The organism is Mesorhizobium jarvisii, assembly GCF_003601985.1.
Taxonomy (GTDB): Bacteria; Pseudomonadota; Alphaproteobacteria; order Rhizobiales; family Rhizobiaceae; genus Mesorhizobium; species Mesorhizobium jarvisii.
This window is the reverse complement of record NZ_QZXA01000017.1, coordinates 60,604-80,754: the sequence shown is the minus strand read 5'-3', so window position 1 is coordinate 80,754 and position 20,151 is coordinate 60,604. Positions and strand designations below refer to the sequence as shown.

The following is a 20,151-nucleotide window of genomic DNA, read 5'->3' as shown; positions in this document are numbered from 1 at the left end:
GCTGGCCGCCTTGGCCGGCCCCCGGATGGATTTGCCATGAACAGCCCGATGCGCATGCCGTGGGTGGACACGGCCAAAGGCCTCTCGATCATCCTCGTGGTCATGATGTACGCGGCCTACAACACAGGCGAGTACACGGGCGGCGTCGGCTTCCTGCACTATGTCATCGGCTTCGCGACGCCGTTCCGCATGCCGGAATTCTTCCTGATCTCCGGCCTGTTCCTGTCGCAGGTGATCGACCGGCCGTGGCGGCGCTACATCGACCGGCGCGTCGTCCACTATCTCTATTTCTACGTGCTGTGGGCGATCATCTCGATCGGGCTCAAGATCGGCATCTTCAGCCGCGATCCCGCAGGCATGCTGCACGATCTGGCAATGGCCGTCGTCCAGCCCTATGGCGTGCTGTGGTTCATCTACATGCTGGCGGTGTTCGGCCTTGTGGCCAAGCTCTTGCGGCAGTTCGGCGTGCCCGCCTGGATTGTCATCCCGTGTGCTGCCGCATTGCAGATGTGGGCTCCGCATCCGGACAGCTATGCGGTCGAACAGTTCGCGGCCTATTTCGTGTTCTTCTATGTCGGCTTCGTCATGGCGCCGCTGGTGTTCCGGCTCGTCGAATGGACACAGCCCCGCCCGATGCTGGCCGTCGCCGGTCTGCTCTTGTGGGCTGTCGTCAACGGCCTGCTCGTCTATTCGCCGGGCTATGCCATGCAACCGGTCGGCATGCAGATGGGGCTGGCGGCGTGGCCGCCGCTGCATCTTACTCTGGCCGTCGCCGGTGCGGTGGCGCTGTGCGTGCTTGGCGGCTTGCTGTCGCAATTCGCCTCGATGGAATGGCTGCGCTGGCTCGGCGAACATTCGCTGGTCGTCTATGTCGCCTTCACCATTCCGATGTCGCTCTTCCGCGGCGCCGCACTGGCAAGCGGCCTGCTGACCGACACCGGCATGCTCAGCCTGGCGGTACTGCTGGTCTCGATCATCAGCCCCGTCGTACTCTATCTCATCATCCAGCGCGTCGGCTTCGGCATGTTCCTGTTCGAGCGGCCGGCCTGGGCGCATATCGACAACAGCGCGCCGCTGGCGGCACCGAGCGCGGCGCTGCCTGCTGCCGCCGCTCAATCAAGCCGGACATAGCCGAGCCTGAGCAATTCCAGGAAAAGTGTGAAGCGGTTTTCCGTCCGGAATTGCATCAAAACAAGAGCCTCAGCCGTCCCGCAGCCACACCAGCATCTCGCCGGGCTCGCGATTGTCCCAGGCGTAATAGGGGATGGCGGTCAGGCGCGTCTCGACGCTGGCCGGCGGCTCACGTCGGTAGAGCCCGTCCTGCCAGCCGTCGCCGGCATCGGCCCGCGCCGTGGCTGAAAGCGTCACCACGCCGCCCAGCAGTTCGGGCGCTTCATGCGCCTCGATGCCTGCCGTGCGCGGCAGGGTCAGGCGATGCAGCCGGCTGTCATTGTCCGATGCCTCGACGCAGTAGATCAGCGGCCCGCGCGACAGCGCGACGCGGCCGGCATCCTGCCGGACCTCCGGATTGGCGTAGAGCCGCTCGATCGGCATTTCGAGGTCGAGCCGGACGCGGTCGCCCTTTTTCCAACTGCGCCGGATCGCGGCATAGCCGTCGCTGGTCATGTCTTCGAGGTCGACCGCCTCGCCATTGATCTCAAGCGTCGCGCTGCTGCTCCATGCCGGGATGCGCAGATGCAGCGTGAACTCCAAGGGCGCTTGCGGTTCGACCGTGATCTCGACCGCGCCGTCCCAGGGATAGCGGCTCGCCTGCGTGAGCTGCACCGGCGTACCCGCAATGTCGAAGCGGGCGGTGGAGTCGCCGTAGAGATGCACGGCCAGCGCATCGTCCGCCAGGCTGTAGAAATAGCTGCCGATCGAGGCGACCATGCGCCCGACATTGGGCGGGCAGCAGGGGCAGCGGTGCCATTTCCACCTGTTGTGCCGGCCCCGGCTTTCCAGCGGGTTCTCGTAGAAGAATAGCGAGCCGTCGAGCGACAGGCCGGAGATCGAGCCATTGTAGAGCGCGCGCTCCATCATGTCGGCGTAGCGGGCGTTCGGCCCCATGCCGAGCATGCGGCTTGCCCAGAACACGAGGCCTACCGCCGCGCAGGTCTCGGCATAGGCGCTCTCATTGGGCAGGTCGTAGTCGCTGGTGAAGCCCTCATTGTGCGCCGACGGGCCGAGCCCGCCGGTGATGTAGAGGTTTTTCGTGGTGAGGTCGTCCCACAGCCGGTCGAGCGCGACGCGCAGGCTATCGTCGCCATATTCGGTCGCGATGTCGGCCATGCCCGAATAGAGGTACATGGCCCGCACCGCATGGCCGACGACCTTGTCCTGTTCGCGGACCGGTCTGTGCGACTGGCTGTATTCATAGGTCTTGAAATGATAGGCCTTGGGGTCGGCGCCACGGGCGCGCGCTTCCTCGTCGAAATAATGCGGCCGTTGGCCACGCTGGTCGATGAAGTACTTCGCCAGATCCATGTATTTCTGCTCGCCCGTCACCCGCGCCAGCTTGACCAGCGCCAGCTCGATCTCCTCATGGCCGCAATAGCCCTTCTTTTTGCCGGGCTCAGGCCCGAGCACCGAGGCGATGTGGTCGGCGTAGCGGCACATAATGTCGAGCAGCTTGCGCTTGCCCGTCGCCTGGTAGTAGGCGACCGCGCCTTCGATCAGGTGGCCGGCGCAATAGAGCTCGTGGCAGTCGCGCAGGTTGGTCCAGCGCTTGCCGGGCTGGATGCGCTGGTACCAGCTGGAGAGATAGCCGTCCTCCTGCTGCAATTTGCCGTACATGTCGATGACGGCGTCGATCTTCTTCTCCAGTTCGGGGTTCTTGCGCCGGTAGAGCGAATAGGCTGCGGTCTCGATCGTCTTGCCGAGATCGGAATCCCAGAACATCTGCGTCGTCACCGTCGAGCCGGTGAATTCGGCGCCCTGGCGGTCCGCTTCATCGGGCGAAGGCGAGTGGAAGGGGATGACGATGCCGGGCGAGGGGCGGTCCGGATCGATCTGCTCCAGCATGCGCGCCTCGACGCAGCGCTCGTAAAGGATGTCGGCGGTGCGGGTCGCCACCGCGTCGGCGCGGTCGCCCCAGAAGCCGTGCACATCGACCTGCGGCACCGGCAGCGGCCGGAAGGCGAGTTTCGGCTTTTCCTTCGTGGCGGGGCGGGGGGATGGCGATGCGGTCATGAACTCACTCCATTCAGTCTGTCTATTTAACGGCCCCGGCCATCAGGCCGCGGATGTAGAAGCGCTGCAAAGCAAGGAACAGGATGAGGCACGGCACCATCATCACGGTGACGCCCGCCTGCACGGCGCCCCAGTCGATGGCGCCGAAGCGGCCCGACTGCAGTGCCGTCATCATCACCGGCAGCGTGAATTTGGACTGGGCGGTCATCAGCACCAGCGCGGCGAGGAACTCGTTCCAGGCGCCGAGGAAGGCGAACAGCGCGATGGTGACGACGCCCGGCCAGACCAGCGGCAGCATCACCTTCAAAAGCATGGTGGCGTTGCCGGCGCCGTCCATGCGCGCAGCCTCCTCGATCTCGCGCGGCACGGCGTCGAAGGCGTTGCGCATCATGAAGATCGAAAACGGCAATTGCAGTGTCACATAGACGCCGACCAGGCCGGTCAGCGTGTTGTGCAGGCCAAGCTTGGTCAGCACCAGGAAGATCGGCGTCAGGATCGACTGGAACGGGATCATGATCGTCGACAGGATGAGGACGAAGAACAGGTCCTTGAACGGAAAGCGGAAGCGCGAAAAGCCGTAGCCGGCCAGCACGCTGACGATGACCGACAAAAGGACGGTCATCACCGAGACATAGATGCTGTTCTGCGCCGAGGCCCAGAGCCCGTCGCCGAAGGAGTTGAGCGTGGCATAGTTTTCCAGCGAGAAGCCCGTGGTCGGCCATGGCGGCAGCGGCGGCAGGCGCGCCTCGGCCGCCGGCTTGAAGGCCGACAGCGCCGTCCACACGATCGGCGCGACGAACAACACCGAGGCGATGATGCCGGTGGAGTGCCTGGCGAGGCGGGCGGCAAACTTGCCCCGGGCTGAAATAGCCTGCGCCATCAGTCGAGCCCCTCGGGCTTGCGCAGCAGCCACAGCTGGATCAGGCTGAGCGCCACCAGGATGACCAGCAGCACCATCGAGAGTGCCGCGCCATAGCCCAGCTTGAACGACACGAAGGACTGGTTGAAGATCCAGTAGACCGCCGTCAGCGTCTGGTTGCGCGGCCCGCCGCGCAGGATGATGTAGAACTGGTCGAAGGCAAGGATCGAGCCCGCGACCGACAGGATCAGCGCCAGCGCCAGCGTGCGGCGCATCAGCGGCAGCGTGATCGCCCGGAACCGCGCAAACGGCCCGGCGCCGTCGATCACGGCGGCCTCCTGCAGGTCCTGCGGGATCGATTGCAGGCCGGTCATCAGGATGATCATGGTGAAGCCGGCGACCTTCCACACCACCATGGCGATGATCGACCAGAAGGCCGGCTGGAAGGTGGCGAGCAGGTTGAACTTCCTGTCGATGAGGCCGAGGTCGTAGGCGGCCGGGCTGAACAGGCCGGAATCGACGTTGAGCAGCCATGACCAGAGCAGGCTCGCCGAAGCGAAACCAACCACCGCCGGCATGAAGAAGAACGTGCGGTAGAGGTTGGTTAGCGGCCGCGGCTTTTCGATGAAGATCGCTAGGGGAAAGGCGACGGCGAAGATCGCGATGGTGACGATCACCGTGTAGTAGCCGGTGAATTTCAGGGCATTCCAGAACCTGGTGTCGCGCAGAATCGCCCAGTAATTGTCGAGGCCGATGAAGGCATGCTCGCCCATCAGCGGCCAGTTGTGCAGCGACATCCACGCCGTCATGCCGAGCGGGATGACGAAGAACACCATGACCAGCGCCACGGCCGGCGCGACATAGATGAGGCCGATCCATTGCCGGCGTCCGGCGCCGACGAGTTTTCGGGCGCGGGGCGGGGCGGCGGTGCTTGCGGCGATGGTGGTCATGCTTTGCCTGTTCTTACGTCGGATCCAATTGGACGCCCTACCTCCCCCTTGTGGGGAGGTCGGACCGCAGGTCTGGGTGCGGGACTGGCGCTGACCCCCACCCCGCTGCTTCGCAGCGACCCTCCCCACAACGGGAGGGTAAGGAATTGCCGGCCACCCGCCCAGGGAGAAAGGCGGGCGGCCGGCAGGCGGCCGCTACTTCTGCGGCGCCTGGTCGATGATCGACTGCATGGTCTCCTGCGCGTTGGCGATGGCGCCATCGACATCGTCGCCGAAGAAGACCTCGTTGATCATCTGCGTCCACGGGCCGTTGGCGGAGTTGATCAGATCGTTGAACACCACCGAATAAGGCGTCTTGCCCTTGGCCATGGCCTCGGCGGCGATCTGGTAGCGCGGATCGAGATCCTTCAGCGCATCCTTGGCGATGTCGCCGCGCACCGGCAGGCTGCCATATTTGGCGAGGATGGTCTGGCCTTCCAGCGAATAGGCGAAATCCAGGAATTCCTTCACCACGGCGAGCTTCTTGGTGCCCTTGGTGACGACGAAATTGTCGCCGCCGGCGAAGGACGACCAGCCGCCATCCTTGCCCGGCAGGAAGGTGACGCCGTAATCGACATTGGGATACTGGGTGTTGAGCGCACCGATGGCGAAGGCGCCGGAGGGCGAGATGCCGATATTGCCGGCGGCGAAGGCGGCAAAGAAGTTGGCGCCGGTGTCGGTCTGCGCGCCTGCCGGCACCAGATCCTTCTTGACCATCGAGCGGTAGAGATCGATGGCGCCGCGCAATTGCGGGCTGTCCAGCGTCGCGTTGGAGCCGTCCGTGCTCAGGATGTCGCCACCAGAGGCCCAGATCAGCGGCGTGAAGGTGAAGATGTTGCCGCCGAGCGCATTGACCTTCTCGGCGTCGGCGGCGATATCGGCCCAGTTGGTGGGGCCTTTTTCAGGGTCAAGGCCGGCCTGCTTGAACAGCTTCTTGTTCCAAATCAGCACCGAGGCGTCGGCCGAGAAGGGCAGGCCGTAAATGTGGTCCTTGTAGGTGCCGGTCTTGACATGCGCCGGCGACAGGCTGGCGAAATAGGGCAGGGACTTGGCCCAGTCGGTGATGTCCTCCAGCTGGCCGGCGGCGGCGAAGGAGGGGGTGTAGATGAGGTCGAGCGACAGCGCGTCGGGCGCCGTGCCGCCGGCGGCGGCGGCGCCATATTTCGGGATGATCTCGGCATTGGGGATGATGTCGAGCTTGATCTGGTCCTTATGCGCCTTGTTGTAGGCGTCGACGATGCGCGGCATGAAATTCGAGCCGTCGGCCCGCACCCATATGTTGGCGGTGTCGGCGGCGGCGGTGCCGAGACCGCTGCCGAGAACGGCAGTGGCCAGGGCCAGTTTGGCAATCAGGTTCCTCATGTTTTCCTCCTCCAAGGGTTGGCCGCTGTGCGCGGCTTGGCGCCGGTCACGCGGCGCTTTCGTTTTCAGCCGTCCGGTGAGCGGCCGCAGGACTGACGCACCACCAGCCGGCACGGCAGTTTTCGAATGCCCGGCGCGGCGGGCTGACCGCCGACCAGGGAAAGCAGGGTCAGCCCGGCCTCGCGCCCGAGGGCGACCAGGTTCATGTCGACCGAGGTCAGCGGCGGGCGCGTCGCTTCGGCGACGATCTCCCAATTGTCGAAACCGATGACGCCGACATCGCCGGGAACGTCGAGGCCGCGCTCGCGCAAGGCATCGATGACACCGCGCGCGATCTGGTCGTTGCCGCAAAAGACGGCGTCGGGCCGTTCGCTTTTGCCGTCGAACAAGTGCGCCACCGCTTCATGTCCCCAGGCTTCCGACCAGGCGCCGAGCAGCGGATCGGTGACCGGCAGCCCGTTTTCGGCGAGCACGTCGCGATAGGCCTGGGCGCGGGCGTGCACCACGGCAAAGCTCGCCGGTCCGCTGACATGGGCGATGCGCCTGCGGCCGAGCCGGTAGAAATGTTCGACCGCCAGCCGCGCGCCGCCGGCGTCGTCCGAGACGAAGGCGACGGCGTCGGGATCGGGCTGGGTGAAGGCATAGATCACCGGGATGCGCAGATTGGCGAGATCGACGGGCAGATGGCGGTCGATGCGTTTTCCCGTGGCGATGATGCCGTCGACGCGCTTGTCGAGCATGGCCTCGACATGCAGCTGGCCCAGCCGCGGGTCCTCCTCGACATTGCACAGGAAAACCGAGACGCCATTGTCGACGAGCGCGTCCGAAATGCCCGACATCAGCGGCAGCGAGAAGCGGCCATAAGTATCGTTGGTGAGCAGGCCGACGGTGAAGGAGCGGCGCCTGAGCAAGCTCTGCGCCAGGCTGTTGGGCCGGAAGCCCAGGCTGCGCGCCGTCTCGCGGATGCGCTCGCGCGTCTCGGCGGTCATGCGCCCCTGGTCGTTGAGTGCCTTCGATGCGGTGGCAACGCTGACGCCGGCCCGCGCCGCCACGTCACGCAAGGTGACGGGCTTGGGGAAAACCGGAACAGGCTGATCGTCCGATACCATCGAGTATCCTTAGTTGGGAAAAGGTTTTCTCTTACAGGCCGGAAGAAGGCCCGGCCAATGGCCGAGCCCGATCGAAACTGTTTGGAAAAACCTTTTCTCAAGTCGAGGCTAAGCCAGATCGGGGGATCGTTCAAGGGGAAAGTTGACGTCGGCGATCGCTTCACCGCAAGCTTGGCATCGACGGATTTTCGCCGGAGATTCCGCTGCCGCTCCGGAAGTGTCAGCGAAGTGTTAATCGCTCCTGCGCCATGGTGGCTGTCCGCCAAGACAGCAGAGCCCCGCAATGTCCGACACACCCTACAATCCCAAAGGTCCGGCGCGGCCCGTCGCTTCGGCACGAAACGGGGAGGGTGGGCAGGATGCGCGTCGGGCCGAGCGTCGCCGCGATGCCGACATCTCCAAGCTCAACGCCGAACTCGCCGCGCAGGCGGCGCTGATCGCCGGCCAGGAGGTTGCGCTGGCGCACAGCCGCAAGATCTTCGACCGCGCCTCGGTCGCCGCGCGCATCGGCGTGTGGGAATGCAGCCTGCCCGGCGAACAATTGCACTGGACCGATGTGGTCTACGACCTGTTCGACCTGCCTCGCGGCACGGCACTCGACCGCTCGGAGATCATCAAGTGCTATCCTGCGGAGTCGCGCAAGGCGCTGGACAGTTTGCGCAGCCGCGCGATCGCCGAGCGCAGCGGCTTCACCCTCGACGCCGAGATCACCACCTTCGCCGGCCACAGCCGATGGATCCGCATCACCGCGACCGTGGAGTGCGAGGAAGGCGTGCCGGTGCGCATCTTCGGCATGAAGCAGGACATCACCGAGGAAAAGATCCAGTCGGACCGGATGCGCTATCTCGCCGAATTCGACGCCATGACCGGGCTTGCCAACCGCGCCCGCTTCCAGGCGCGGCTGGCGCAGGTGGATGCCAGCCGTCCACTGGGCGCGCTGCTGCTGATCGATCTCGACGGCTTCAAGGCGGTCAACGACACGTTCGGCCATGTCGTCGGCGACGAGTGCCTGAAGGCGGCGGCCGAGCGCCTCGCCGAAGGCTGCGGCGAGGCAGATCTGGTGGCGCGCGTCGGCGGCGACGAGTTCGCGGTGCTGCTTGGCTCGCATCTCGACCGGGCTGCCGTCTCCGGCGTGGCGCGCGAGATCGTCGAGAGGATGGGCAAGCCGGTCGCGGTCCGCGGCCAGTCGCTGCGGCTGGGCGCCTCGGTCGGCATTGCATTTGCCGGGCAAGGCGCGCCTTGCGACCTGTTCGCGCAGGCCGACACCGCGCTCTACGCCGCAAAGGCGGCAGGGCGCAACACGTTCCGCATCTTCAAGACCGAGGCCGGCGGGAAAGGCCGCAGCGCTGCGGCGTAAAGGCCTGAGTTTTTCAGGGAAGGCCTGGATGGCTTCCCCTTGGAATTGTTTGCGAACAAAGAGATATGGCTGTGATTTGAAGCTCTGAATCGCCTGACGGCACACTGCGTGTCGGTCATTTATTGTCCGCGCAACCTGGATACTCACCTCCCAGTGGCACCGCTCGCACCTTCGGGATTTCGGGGCACAGAGTCTGCCGAAGAGCGACGCCAGGCGACATTTTGCAAAGTGCCGACAGAACAGCCGTGGGACTTAACGTTTCCGCAAGCATTTCCCCGTTAGGTCGGTTGCAATGGCCTCGTGGCGGAGCGGCTACGCTGGAGACGGCAAATCTCTGAAGCCTCGGTTCGATCCCGAGGCGAGGCCTCCAAAAATCTTATCGCCGAGACCCTGTGCCCGACCTCTTGTCGCGGCCGATTTGCGCGGTTGCGGCCATTGTCGCATCCGACGATCATGGCCACGAAGATGTAGGGCCGACGTTAAAACCACCCATCTGCATTTGGCATGCAGGGCGCTCGCGAAAAGAGTGCTATGGCAGGAGCGCGAGCCTGCTCGCTCCGATCTTCCCCGACATTCGAGGTCATTTTCGTGCGTGAACCGCCATCGCTGCCGGTCTTTGGAAAACTCGGCGTCAAGCCATCCGTCGCCGTCGTGGCGGCGCCCGCCGCCTCGGCAGGCATCGTGCCGCGCTTGCGGGAGGTTGTGGCCGCGCATGGCGGCATGGCGCTGAAGCTGTCGGTGATCGCGTGGACGATTCTGGTCCTGGGTACGGTGTTTTTCATGTTGCAGGGCTGAGGATCATGGCAAACCGCTACGCGCTGCGCATGGATCTGCCCCAGAGCTGGGCCATCGTCGATGTGTTCACTGGCCAGCCAGCCGTGATCAGGCAAAAGGTGATGGTCGGCATGAGCCCGCGCGAGGCCGAGGACATGGTCGTGCAGATGAATGTCGGCGACATCAGGCGCCGGGAGAGGGCGGAGCGCAAGGGTTGAACGTTCCGGCCGCCGGCCCACAGGACCAAGGCCCGCAACACCAAAACCAAGAGGATTCCCGTGAGAGCGAGCCTGAGGCAAAAGATACTGGAGGTCTGCGACCGCAAGATTTCCGAGAAAGGGCCTGCCGTGGGCGTGTCGTTCTACGCGTTTTTCGCCAACAGGAATGACGATCCCGAGCTGCTGATGGAAGCAGCGGAATGGTGGATCAGGACCCACCGCCTCGACCATTTCGAAAAAGCCGCGAAGATACGGACGATGATCGAGGACATGGACCTCGGCTGATCAGCCGAAGTCGTCTGATGTCAGCACATACATGCTCTTGCGCGTGCGGCCGTAGGCCTTCGACGCAACATCGCGAATAACGCTGCTCTCGGTGTCGAACGTTGCGAGGTAGCCCGCTTCATCGGCGCTGGTTCGCGGCTGGATCTTGGTCATCGCATCGGCGGCGACCGAGAAGGAAATCTGGAACATCCCGTCATGGCCGACGAAGCGGATGCGCTTGCCGGCTTCGTCATAGCTTCGGCTGCGGTTGGGGAAGGTCAGGCTCATGTTTTTGCCTCCGTTGCGGCGGCCTTCTTGGTCGCCCGCTTCTTCTTCGGCGTCGGGTTCAGGGCTTCGGCGACGCGGTCTGCCTCTTCCTTGGCCAGGCGCAATGTCCTGAGCTTTGCGGTCTTGATCTCCCTGGCCTTCGCCTCGGACATGTACTCGGCGGTTGCCTTGTTGCGCTCCGCCGTCTTCTTCTGCTTGTCGACGAAGCGGGCTTCAGCTTTTTCCATGATCGTCTGGTTGCCGTCGGCCATCGCATAAATCTCCTTGGTGCTGGAATCGTGAAAATGAACTTGTCCGATAAATAGGCACTCGACCGGCAAAATTCAATTTTTTGAATTATTTGACCGCCTTCGGATATCACGAAACGGCAAGGCGAAATAATACTTTTCAATATTTATCGGGTCCGCGAATAATTTTTGGCACTCCTATCTATCGAGTGCCAAAGCGCCTATATGGGGGAAGCGGCCGCCTAAGCCGGCCCCAGAAAGAAGTTTTCATGAAGTTTCGGCCACTCCACGACCGCGTCGTCATCCGGCGCGCCGAAGGCGATACCAAATCCAAGGGCGGCATCATCATTCCCGACAATGCCAAGGAAAAGCCGCAGGAAGGCGAAGTCATCGCCGTCGGACCCGGTGCACGCGACGAAAACGGCGCGCTTGTGCCGCTCGACGTCAAGGCCGGCGACCTGATCCTGTTCGGCAAATGGTCGGGCACCGAGGTCAAGATCGATGGCGAGGACCTTCTGATCATGAAGGAAGCCGACATTATGGGCGTCATCGAGAAGAGCGTCGAAGCCAAGAAGGCCGCCTGACTGGTGCGCCGCGCCTTCCGCGCGGGGTTCGTCCACTCCAAATTCGAACGGGATTGAAAAAATGTCTGCCAAGGAAATCAAATTCGCCACCGACGCGCGTGACCGCATGCTGCGCGGCGTCGAGATCCTCACCAATGCCGTGAAGGTCACGCTCGGCCCCAAGGGCCGCAACGTCATCATCGACAAGGCCTATGGCGCGCCACGCATCACCAAGGACGGCGTCACCGTCGCCAAGGAAATCGAGCTTGCCGACAAGTTCGAGAACATGGGCGCGCAGATGGTGCGCGAAGTGGCCTCGAAGACCAACGACCTCGCCGGTGACGGCACCACCACCGCGACCGTGCTGGCCGCCTCGATCCTGCGCGAAGGCGCCAAACTGGTTGCCGCCGGCATGAACCCGATGGACTTGAAGCGCGGCATCGACCAGGCGGTTGCCGCAGTTGTCGTCGAAATCAAGGCGAAAGCCAAGAAGGTCAAGTCGTCGGCCGAGATCGCGCAGGTCGGCACCATCGCCGCCAATGGCGACGCAACCGTCGGCGAGATGATCGCCAAGGCGATGGATAAGGTCGGCAATGACGGCGTCATCACCGTCGAGGAAGCCAAGACCGCCGAAACCGAGCTCGACGTCGTCGAGGGCATGCAGTTCGACCGTGGCTATCTCAGCCCGTATTTCGTCACCAATGCCGACAAGATGCGTGTCGAGCTGGAAGAGCCTTATGTGCTCCTTCACGAGAAGAAGCTCGGCAATCTGCAGGCGATGCTGCCGATCCTCGAAGCGGTGGTGCAGAGCGGCAGGCCGCTGCTGATCATCTCCGAGGACGTCGAGGGCGAGGCGCTTGCCACGCTGGTCGTCAACAAACTGCGCGGCGGCCTCAAGGTCGCGGCCGTCAAGGCGCCGGGCTTTGGCGATCGCCGCAAGGCGATGCTGGAAGACATTGCGGTGCTGACTTCAGGCCAGATGATCTCCGAGGATCTCGGCATCAAACTCGAAAACGTCACCATCGAGATGCTCGGCCGCGCCAAGCGCGTGCTGATCGAGAAGGATACCACCACGATCATCGACGGCGCCGGCACCAAGGCGACCATCCAGGCGCGCGTCGCCCAGATCAAGGGCCAGATCGAGGAGACGACCTCCGACTACGACAAGGAGAAGCTGCAGGAGCGGCTGGCCAAGCTGTCGGGCGGGGTTGCCGTCATCCGCGTCGGCGGCGTCACCGAGTCGGAAGTGAAGGAAAAGAAGGACCGCATCGACGACGCGCTGAACGCGACGCGCGCGGCGGTCGAGGAAGGTATCGTGCCCGGCGGCGGCGTCGCTCTGCTGCGCGCCCGGTCGGCGCTGTCGGGCCTCAACGGCGCCAATGCCGATGTCACCGCCGGCATTTCGATCGTGCTCAGGGCGCTGGAAGCGCCGATCCGCCAGATCGCCGAGAATTCCGGCGTCGAGGGCTCGATCGTCGTCGGCAAGCTCGCCGACAGCAAGGACCACAATCAGGGCTTCGACGCCCAGAACGAGACCTATGTCGACATGATCAAGGCCGGCATCGTCGATCCGGCGAAAGTGGTGCGCACCGCACTGCAGGACGCCGGCTCGATCGCGGCTCTGCTGATCACCGCTGAAGCCATGATCACCGACGTTCCGGCGAAAGATGCCGCGCCTGCCGGTGGCGGCGGCGGCATGGGCGGTTACTAAGAACTCGGCCTGCCTGCGGGGGCGGCTTCATCGAAGCCGTCTTCCAGGTCTGAGCTGAATCCACGCCGGTTTTTGCAGCCGGATACGATCGCCGGGGGATCTCTCCCGGCGCACAGGCCTCTAGCCCAGGAGATCGATCCATGATCGTGTTCGCGCAGAAGCCACAGACGGTCGTCACGACCGAAACCACCGAGGAAAGCCGCTTCGACCGCATCCGCAGGATTGCCGCCGACAAGCACAGGAAATCGGATTCCGACACGGCAACGCCACAAAAGGGCGAACCCAAGCGCCCGATGTAAGGTTGCACCGCGCCGCTACTGGCCGTTCAACCTCAGCACCACACATCGCGCGTCAACGGCGCGAGCTCGATGCCGTTGGCCGAGCGTGGTCCAGCCAGACACCTTCCTGTCGGCAGTATCGGCGCGTCCGGTATTGTCATTATATTAGCCTAAGCGCATATTCATCTGGCAGTAGGCCCTTGGCCGCCAACGCGTCCCAGGGCGCCTGCAATTGTTCCGAAAAATAAATCACTCCGTGCCGCTCGAATTATGGAGCCGCACGAGACAATGACATTTGGAGGAAATACCCATGAAAGTGACTATCTTGGCAAACTATGCGCCTCATGCCGCCAAAGGATTGATGCAAGGCTCCGACAGGCAGGCTGCGGTCAAGGCGCTTTTCGAAAGCGTTGGCGGCAAGGTGAGCAGCGTGATGTTCACGCGCGGCATCTACGACGTCGTTGTCAATGGCGAGGTGCCGGACCAATCAGCGGGGATTGGCATGTCCCTTGCCGTGCGAGCGAGCGGCTCACTGACCGAGATGGTTGTATTGGAAGAACTCGACATGAAGGCAGTGCTCGCAGCCGCCAAAAAGGCTGCCGGCGCTTACAAACCCGCCGGCTGATGGACTTGCCTGCTTGATCAAGGCAGCACGGTTCGATGGACGTGCCGTGCTGCCGACTGACGGACAGGGCATCTTCTTGCGACTTTCGCGGCGACTGGAATTCAAGCTAGTATCGTCCGGTGGTCGTTTGGTGCAGAGAGCTTGCGGAAACGCAACCGCGATTCTGAACACGGAGACAAGCCATGTTTGCCGCCAAGGCCATCGACACCTCGGACAAGGCCGCGTTCTATCGCGACCTCGCCGCTCAGCTGAAGGCACTGCTCGACGGCGAGAGCGACTCGATCGCCAATGCCGCCAACACCGCGGCACTGATCTTCCAGATGGTGCCGGACCTCAACTGGGCCGGCTTCTATTTCCTGGCCTCGGACGAGGAGCTGGTGCTGGGACCGTTCCAGGGCAAGCCGGCCTGCGTGCGCATCGCGGTCGGCAAGGGCGTGTGCGGAACCGCGGTCGAACTCGGCACCTCGATGCTGATCAAGGACGTGCATGATTTTCCCGGCCACATCGCCTGTGATGCCGATTCACGTTCGGAACTGGTCGTGCTGCTCGAGGACGATGAAGGCGTGTTCGGCGTGCTCGATCTCGACAGCCCGCTGCCCGGCCGCTTCGACAAGGCCGACCAGGCCGGCATCGAAACGCTCGCGGCGATCTATGCGGCCGCGAGTTCGTTCGAGGATTGAGCGCGCATTTTTTTCCGGGCCGGCTGTCTAGGCACGATCCCCTAGGCGGAAGAACATCGCCAGCTTCAGGCTCGTCGCGATCCGTTCGGCCCGGTCGACGAACACCGCGGCGATTTCCGGCCCAAAGAGTTCGGCCGCCGTCTGGCTGAACATGGCCAGCCAGATGTCGAAATCGGCCTCGGTCACGTCCCCGAGCTTCAGGTGCGCCGGGACCGGGCGGCCATGATAGTCGCCCGTCTTGAGGATGACCGAGCACCAGAAGTCGGTCATCTTCTCGAGATGCGGTTCCCAGTCGCCGGGGATCTCGCGCGCGAAGATCGGTCCGAGACGTTCGTTCTTGCGCAGTCGCGCATAGAATTCGCGAACGAGCCTGCCGATCGCAGCGCGATCGACGCCTGCATGATGCAACGGCTTTTCCGGGGCCGGACGCGCATGATCCGCCAGCGACGATTTCAATGTCATTGCAGAAGTCCTGTTGTTGTCGTGATCAGGAAAGCCGAAGCCAGCGGATGGCGGCTTGCACGAGGTTGAGCCGGTCGCGCACGAGGCGGAATCCCAGGTTGTCGGGCGGCGTGCCGACGGCGCAACCGCCGCTTTTCCCGTCCCTGATGAAGTTCGACATATAGGTGCGATGGAAACCTTCCACGACATGAACGCCGCAATTGTCGATCGAGCTTGCTATGCCGGCGCCGTCGGCGGCTTCCGTCGTATGGACGTAACAGGTCGAAGTCCACTCCCAGACGTTGCCGGCAATGTCGGCCACCCCCTTGGAGTTGGGTCCAAATCCGCCCCTGATCCTCGGCTGCGGGTCCGGTTGCCGCCCGAGTGAAGCCTCGGTGCGATATTGGACGAGCCAGCGCTGCGCCGGGTTGTTGGGGTCGGTCTCGCCAGCCTCGATGTCGCCGCGAAAGCGTTCGCCCGCCGCATAGGCCCATTCCACGTCCGTCGGCAGGCGCCATGCCGATCCGGTCTCGGCCGAGAGCCAGTCCGCATAGGCCTCGGCATCGATATGGCTCACGCCCGTAACCGGAACATTGCCGCTGCCGCGGCCATCGGCCGGCTTGCAGGCGCCGGCCATGACGCAGCGCCGGTAGTCCGAAGCGCTTACCTGGTATTTCATGATCTCGAAGGGCTCTGCCACCGTTGCCCGCACCACGGGAGCACTGACGGGGTGGTTCTGCCTGAGGAATTCCCCGGGCAGCGGATGGGCGAACGATCCGGGCGCGAGGGTGACGAGTTCGGAGCGCGCCAGGAACTCCCGATCCGGCACCGGGAGCCAGCCGACGGCGCCTGTCGCGCCCAGCGTGAACAGCGCGCAAGCCAGACCTCCGAGAGCCAGGATGGGGTTGAGGGGCATGGCAGTTTTCCCGCGTTCGCGGCCCTGCAGGAATGTCGCAAGGCCGCGTCTACCTTAGGACCCGAGGCGGCAGCTAGGACGCAATCGCCCTTGGGGCTTCGACCTGCATCATCAGGTCGTCGTCCCAGCTTCCGTCGACCGTGAAATGCGCGGTCGCGCCGAGTTCCACCGCCTCGATCAGATTGTGGTTGACGTAGGCGTAGACGCCCGGCTGCAGGAATGTGTAAAGGGCAGCGCCGGCCGAACCCCCGCGAATGAACCAGGTTTCGAGGTCCTTTGCCGGCGGGTTCGCGAACTTGCCCTGTTCCCATACATGGTCGCCATGTCCACCAATCAGGTGCGGACGTGTGTCGCGATTGGCCTGCGAATGGACGATCAGGACAGTCTCGCCGACCTTGGCCTTCATGGCGTTCTCGCCGGTCAGCGATCCTGCCTTGCCGTTGAACACGACGTGGGTGGGGATCAAGCCACGCATGACCTTCACCGTGTCGTCGTAATTGTCGCCGGCCGAGTCATACTTCTTGAATTTACCCTGCTCGTCGCGGGGAATGTAGAAGTCGCTTTCGCCGATATAATAGATGTGGTCATAGCGGACCGGCTTGCCCTTGTCGTCCTTGAGCCCGTCGCGCGGCAGGATCATGATCGCTCCGTTCATGCCCGAAACGACATGCCAGGGGATCATCGGACCGCCGGGCGCGCAGTGGTAGACGAAGGTCCCCGAGCGCGTCGCCTTGAAGCGAAGCGTCGTCTGCTCGCCGGGATTGACCAGGGTCAGCGCACCGCCGCCAAGCCCTCCGGTGGCGGCATGGAAGTCGATGTTGTGGGCAAGCGTATTGGTGTCGGGGTTGATCAGCGTGAGTTCGACATAGTCACCCTCATGCACGACCATCAGAGGTCCCGGGATCGAGCCATTGTAGGTCATGGCGTTGAGCTGGGTGCCGTCGGCGTCGATCACCATCGGCTTCTCTTCTATGGTCATCGTGAATTCGACGACCTTGGGACCGCTTTTGGCCACCTGGTCGTGGGCATGGACGAAAGGCGGCGCGACCAATGTCACCTTCTCCCGCGGCAAGCCAGCGACTTCCTTGGCGCTGGCCATAGCCGGCATCGAGCCGACCGTCGCGACGGCCGCAGCCGCAAGAACAGACCCTAACAGGGCTTCGCGTCTCGTAAGCATTTCCCGCTCCTTTTTTTGAACCGTTCGATGCTTGGAGAATAAGCCTTTCCACGAGGACTTCTTTGCGCTGGCGCAAACTTGAGATTCATTTGTCTTGATCTGGTTCTGCCGGGGGAGCGATGCCTGTTCGGGAGACCGGCAACTGCCGGTGAATGGAAATGCCCGCACGGCGCCGGGCGCCAAAACGTCGTGTGGGAGTGACGGCGCCGAAGCCGCCACTCCCACAGGACTTTGCAATTCCGATGTCGAGCGCGGACAAAACCTGTCTGTCCGCCCGGCATTCGGCCTCGATCAGTTCGCCTTCGTCACCTGGGCAAACAGCGTGGGGAACACGGTCTTGGCCTTGCCGACCTGCTTGACCGCCTGCGCCGCGTCGAGGTTCACGGGCTTGCCGACCACGATCAGAGCCACCATGCCCATCCCGTAATGCGGGCTGCACTTGACGCCGTAGACGCCTTCCTGCGTCATGGTGACAGTGGTCGTTTCACCCATCTTGCTTTTGATTTCCTGGGCGCCGTCGGGGGCCATTCCCTTGATGGTTTCGACATTGTGGGTCTTGTCGCCAGGCACGAACTTGATCGTGTCGCCGGGAGCCGCCTTGATGAAATCAGGCTGGAAGACCATGGACCCCTTGTCTCCCTTGGTCAGCAGCTGCACGACGTGCTCTTCGGCGTTTGCGACGCCGGCAAGCGCAAGCAGGGCGGCGGCCGCGGCGATCAGGTGGAATTTCATGGGTAAGTCCTTTCTTGGGTGCATCACGGCTCAAACCGTTGCAGCCTTCTAGCCGACCGCACGGACAGGCGATTTGCGCTGGCGCAAACTGGCGCACGAAATATAGACTGGGTGCCGGCGTCATCTGGAGCCGTGGGCAGCGAGGGTTTGGGGTTGCCGCTTGACCGGTCGATCATCGCGAGGCTTTCGCTGTTCGAGGGCCTGGGGCCCGCGGAGCTGGACAGCATTCTGCGGGATGCCCGGTCCGTGCGCTTTGCCAAGGAAACTGCAATTTTCGAGCAGGAGGCCGAGGCGCGTTCGTTCTACGTGCTCTTGGCGGGACATATTCGCGTCGTGCGGACCACGCCCGACGGGCGCCAGGTGATCGCCCGCTACATCAGTGAAGGCGAGATATTCGGCGTTGCCGCCGCACTCGGCCGGCTGACCTATCCGGCAACCGCGATCGCCGCGGTCGACTGCGTGGTTCTGGTCTGGCCGAATGCCGTGTGGCCGGATCTGTCATCCCGGTTTCCCGTTCTTGCCGCGGGAACGTTCAAGACGGTCGGCGCGAGGCTGCAGGACACGCAGGCGCGCGTCATGGAACTGGCCACCGAGCAGGTCGAGCAACGCGTTGCCAGCGCGCTGCTGCGGCTGGTGAAGCAGACGGGGCGCAAGACCGATGCCGGCATCGAGATCGACTTCCCGATCTCTCGCCAGGACATCGCCGAGATGACGGGGACGACCTTGCATACGGTGAGCCGGCTGCTGAGCGCCTGGGAGGAACGCGGGATCATCGTCAGCGGCCGCCAGCGTGTCACCATCACCGACGCGCATCGCCTGGTGATGCTGGCGGAGCATCGGGACGGCTGACCGGCCCGCCGGCGATGGCGCGTTCAAGGCCTTTCAGGAAATCGGCTTCGTCAATTCGATGATCCCGGCAGGCCTCGGCGATCGAATGGAACGGGGCGATGTGGCAGCCCACGCAGTGCATGCCGTGCCGGATCAGCACGGCGATGCTTGCCGGCCATCGTCTCATGACCTCATCCATGGACATGTTCGGATCGATCCGCATGGGCGTCTCCTTCGTGGTTCTCCCATCCGTCGATCGTAGCAGAGGCGTTTGGCCGGTCGTTGTGCTGGCGCAAGGAAGGAGCGCGTCGGAAAATGGAATGAGATGCGGCCAGGCGAACAGCCGACGTCCCTGCGAACGCCGGTATGCGAACCTCGTGGAAAGCTTGCCGAGCTAAGCCAACTTCACCAGCATCAGGCTGAAGCAGCCGATGAACAGGAAGGCGCAGAAGGCGAGCGCCAGCGGGCGCAGGCCGCGCGAGCGCAGCTGCGAAATGTCGGCCTGCAGGCCCATGGCGGCAAGCCCCATGGTCAGCATGATGGTGGTGGCGAGTGCCATCGCTGATTTTACTTCGGCCGGCATGGTGACCAGGCTGTTCAGAGCCACGACGGCGATGAAGGCAGCAACGAACCACGGCATGGGCGGCCGTGCCGCCGATTGGTCGCGGCTGCCGCGCCGCGCCATCAGGCCGAGCGCGATGACCATCGGCGCCAGCATGGCGACGCGGGTCAGCTTGGCGACCGTGGCGATCTCGCCGGACTGGGTGCCGTTCTGGAAGCCGGCGCCGATGACCTGCGCCACCTCGTGGATTGAGGCGCCGGCCCATAGGCCGAAAGCGTGCTGGTCGAGGCCGAGCAGTGGCGCCAGCAGCGGGAAGCCGAGCATGGCGACGGTGCCGAACAGCGTGATCGAGGCAACGGCGTAGGTGACGTCCTCGTCGCGCGCATCGGTGACGATGTTGGTGGCGACGATGGCGGAGGCGCCGCAGATCGAGGTGCCGGCGGCAATCAACTGCGCCAGCTTGCGGTCGACGCCGATCAGCCGGCCGAGCGTGACGGTGAAGAGGAAGGTGGCGCCAAGCGTCGCCGCCACGATGCCGACGCCGCCGGCGCCGATCGAGACGACCTGGCCGAGCGTCAGCTGGAAGCCGAACAGCACGATAGCGAAGCGCAGCAGGCGCTTTTGCGAGAAGGCGATGCCGGCCTTGGCGTGCACCGGCGTGCCGAGCACGTTGGAATAGACCATGCCGGCGACGACGGCCAGGATCATCGGGCTGAACAAAGCGAAGCCGGAGACATTGTGCGCCGAGAAGGCCACGGCCGTGATCATCGCCACCAGCACAATGCCGGGGATAATGCCGTTCCACACCGAATCGAGCCGCTTGCGGCCTGCGGCCAGGTCTGCCGATATCAGGCTTTTCGGAATATCGTTCGCGATGTGGGTGGCGGAAGACAATGCAATGCTCCAGGCTGGTATTCCGGAGGAATGCCATTCCTGAAACGATCTTTCCAACGAATTGTTATGGTCATAATGATCGATTTTTACGAACGATCAGCAATCATT

The 20,151-nt window shown here is 63.7% G+C and carries 24 protein-coding genes; 11 read left to right on the top strand and 13 right to left on the bottom strand.

The features are described 5' to 3' along the window. The first annotated feature begins 36 nt into the window (after positions 1-36). Complete coding sequence (locus tag D3242_RS30560; protein WP_064985928.1) at positions 37-1,131, top strand: acyltransferase family protein; 1,095 nt, start codon at positions 37-39, stop codon at positions 1,129-1,131. Between the two features lie 69 nt (positions 1,132-1,200). Here the strand turns inward: D3242_RS30560 and D3242_RS30555 are convergent, their stop codons facing one another. The 5 genes from D3242_RS30555 to D3242_RS30535 all read right to left on the bottom strand — a co-directional run bounded on the left by D3242_RS30555 (position 1,201) and on the right by D3242_RS30535 (position 7,508). Next, positions 1,201-3,189, bottom strand: a complete 1,989-nt coding sequence (locus D3242_RS30555; RefSeq protein WP_064985926.1) for a glycoside hydrolase family 127 protein — start codon at positions 3,187-3,189, stop codon at positions 1,201-1,203. A 22-nt stretch (positions 3,190-3,211) separates the two neighbouring features. Continuing rightward, the gene (locus tag D3242_RS30550; protein ID WP_064985924.1) at positions 3,212-4,069 is read right to left on the bottom strand and encodes a carbohydrate ABC transporter permease; all 858 of its coding nucleotides are present in this window, start codon (positions 4,067-4,069) and stop codon (positions 3,212-3,214) included. Beyond that, positions 4,069-4,998 carry a carbohydrate ABC transporter permease gene (locus D3242_RS30545; RefSeq protein WP_064985921.1) on the bottom strand — a complete coding sequence of 310 codons (930 nt, stop codon included), beginning with the start codon at positions 4,996-4,998 and terminating at the stop codon, positions 4,069-4,071. The genes D3242_RS30550 and D3242_RS30545 overlap by 1 nt, the downstream gene beginning before the upstream one ends. Positions 4,999-5,193: 195 nt before the next feature. Beyond that, positions 5,194-6,399, bottom strand: a complete 1,206-nt coding sequence (locus D3242_RS30540) for an ABC transporter substrate-binding protein (RefSeq protein WP_064986109.1) — start codon at positions 6,397-6,399, stop codon at positions 5,194-5,196. 65 nt (positions 6,400-6,464) lie between these two features. Next, on the bottom strand, positions 6,465-7,508 hold the full coding sequence (locus tag D3242_RS30535; protein ID WP_064985918.1) for a LacI family DNA-binding transcriptional regulator: 1,044 nt from the start codon (positions 7,506-7,508) through the stop codon (positions 6,465-6,467). Positions 7,509-7,791: 283 nt separating this feature from the next. On the opposite strand from D3242_RS30535, the gene D3242_RS30530 reads away from it, so the two are divergent. The 4 genes from D3242_RS30530 (at position 7,792) to D3242_RS30515 (ending at position 10,142) form a co-directional block, all read left to right on the top strand. Then, complete coding sequence (locus D3242_RS30530; protein WP_064985915.1) at positions 7,792-8,865, top strand: diguanylate cyclase domain-containing protein; 1,074 nt, start codon at positions 7,792-7,794, stop codon at positions 8,863-8,865. 588 nt (positions 8,866-9,453) lie between these two features. Further along, positions 9,454-9,660 carry a hypothetical protein gene (locus D3242_RS30525; RefSeq protein ID WP_223217897.1) on the top strand — a complete coding sequence of 69 codons (207 nt, stop codon included), beginning with the start codon at positions 9,454-9,456 and terminating at the stop codon, positions 9,658-9,660. A gap of 5 nt (positions 9,661-9,665) precedes the next feature. After that, complete coding sequence (locus D3242_RS30520; RefSeq protein ID WP_019859663.1) at positions 9,666-9,857, top strand: hypothetical protein; 192 nt, start codon at positions 9,666-9,668, stop codon at positions 9,855-9,857. Positions 9,858-9,917: 60 nt separating this feature from the next. Next, the gene (locus D3242_RS30515; RefSeq protein ID WP_010910767.1) at positions 9,918-10,142 is read left to right on the top strand and encodes a DUF6500 family protein; all 225 of its coding nucleotides are present in this window, start codon (positions 9,918-9,920) and stop codon (positions 10,140-10,142) included. Here the strand turns inward: D3242_RS30515 and D3242_RS30510 are convergent, their stop codons facing one another. Together D3242_RS30510 and D3242_RS30505 are read right to left on the bottom strand one after the other, a co-directional pair. Continuing rightward, positions 10,143-10,409 carry a DUF1488 family protein gene (locus D3242_RS30510; protein WP_019859662.1) on the bottom strand — a complete coding sequence of 89 codons (267 nt, stop codon included), beginning with the start codon at positions 10,407-10,409 and terminating at the stop codon, positions 10,143-10,145. Then, positions 10,406-10,660, bottom strand: coding sequence for a hypothetical protein (locus D3242_RS30505; protein WP_010910765.1), 255 nt, complete (start codon positions 10,658-10,660; stop codon positions 10,406-10,408). The genes D3242_RS30510 and D3242_RS30505 overlap by 4 nt, the downstream gene beginning before the upstream one ends. Positions 10,661-10,905: 245 nt before the next feature. On the opposite strand from D3242_RS30505, the gene D3242_RS30500 reads away from it, so the two are divergent. The 5 genes from D3242_RS30500 to D3242_RS30485 all read left to right on the top strand — a co-directional run bounded on the left by D3242_RS30500 (position 10,906) and on the right by D3242_RS30485 (position 14,493). Continuing rightward, entirely contained in the window at positions 10,906-11,220 is a 315-nt protein-coding gene (locus tag D3242_RS30500; RefSeq protein WP_019859661.1) for a co-chaperone GroES, read from the top strand. 61 nt (positions 11,221-11,281) lie between these two features. Further along, entirely contained in the window at positions 11,282-12,910 is a 1,629-nt protein-coding gene (gene groL / locus D3242_RS30495; protein ID WP_038648449.1) for a chaperonin GroEL, read from the top strand. A 140-nt stretch (positions 12,911-13,050) separates the two neighbouring features. Continuing rightward, on the top strand, positions 13,051-13,209 hold the full coding sequence (locus D3242_RS33740) for a hypothetical protein (protein WP_167470474.1): 159 nt from the start codon (positions 13,051-13,053) through the stop codon (positions 13,207-13,209). A gap of 295 nt (positions 13,210-13,504) precedes the next feature. Continuing rightward, a complete protein-coding gene (locus D3242_RS30490) occupies positions 13,505-13,813 on the top strand; it encodes a GYD domain-containing protein (protein WP_245314250.1) in 309 nt (102 codons plus the stop codon). Between the two features lie 182 nt (positions 13,814-13,995). After that, positions 13,996-14,493: a GAF domain-containing protein gene (locus D3242_RS30485; protein ID WP_038648446.1), complete on the top strand. Its 498-nt coding sequence runs from the start codon at positions 13,996-13,998 to the stop codon at positions 14,491-14,493. A gap of 27 nt (positions 14,494-14,520) precedes the next feature. Here D3242_RS30485 and D3242_RS30480 read toward each other — a convergent pair whose 3' ends face one another. The 4 genes from D3242_RS30480 to D3242_RS30465 form a co-directional block, all read right to left on the bottom strand. Then, positions 14,521-14,955, bottom strand: coding sequence for a group III truncated hemoglobin (locus tag D3242_RS30480; RefSeq protein WP_019859655.1), 435 nt, complete (start codon positions 14,953-14,955; stop codon positions 14,521-14,523). Positions 14,956-14,980: 25 nt separating this feature from the next. Continuing rightward, the gene (locus tag D3242_RS30475; protein ID WP_038648440.1) at positions 14,981-15,850 is read right to left on the bottom strand and encodes an SUMF1/EgtB/PvdO family nonheme iron enzyme; all 870 of its coding nucleotides are present in this window, start codon (positions 15,848-15,850) and stop codon (positions 14,981-14,983) included. A 73-nt stretch (positions 15,851-15,923) separates the two neighbouring features. Further along, a complete protein-coding gene (nirK, locus tag D3242_RS30470) occupies positions 15,924-17,027 on the bottom strand; it encodes a copper-containing nitrite reductase (protein ID WP_038648438.1) in 1,104 nt (367 codons plus the stop codon). 291 nt (positions 17,028-17,318) lie between these two features. Then, positions 17,319-17,759 (bottom strand): pseudoazurin, encoded by a 441-nt coding sequence (locus D3242_RS30465; protein ID WP_038648435.1) that lies wholly within the window; start codon positions 17,757-17,759, stop codon positions 17,319-17,321. Positions 17,760-17,912: 153 nt separating this feature from the next. On the opposite strand from D3242_RS30465, the gene D3242_RS30460 reads away from it, so the two are divergent. Further along, the gene (locus D3242_RS30460) at positions 17,913-18,608 is read left to right on the top strand and encodes a Crp/Fnr family transcriptional regulator (protein WP_038648432.1); all 696 of its coding nucleotides are present in this window, start codon (positions 17,913-17,915) and stop codon (positions 18,606-18,608) included. Here D3242_RS30460 and D3242_RS30455 read toward each other — a convergent pair. After that, positions 18,559-18,810 carry a DUF1858 domain-containing protein gene (locus tag D3242_RS30455; protein ID WP_027047120.1) on the bottom strand — a complete coding sequence of 84 codons (252 nt, stop codon included), beginning with the start codon at positions 18,808-18,810 and terminating at the stop codon, positions 18,559-18,561. The two genes, D3242_RS30460 and D3242_RS30455, sit on opposite strands and share 50 nt — an antisense overlap. A 171-nt stretch (positions 18,811-18,981) precedes the next feature. Continuing rightward, positions 18,982-20,043: a YeiH family protein gene (locus D3242_RS30450; RefSeq protein WP_081296217.1), complete on the bottom strand. Its 1,062-nt coding sequence runs from the start codon at positions 20,041-20,043 to the stop codon at positions 18,982-18,984. Positions 20,044-20,151: the final 108 nt, after the last annotated feature.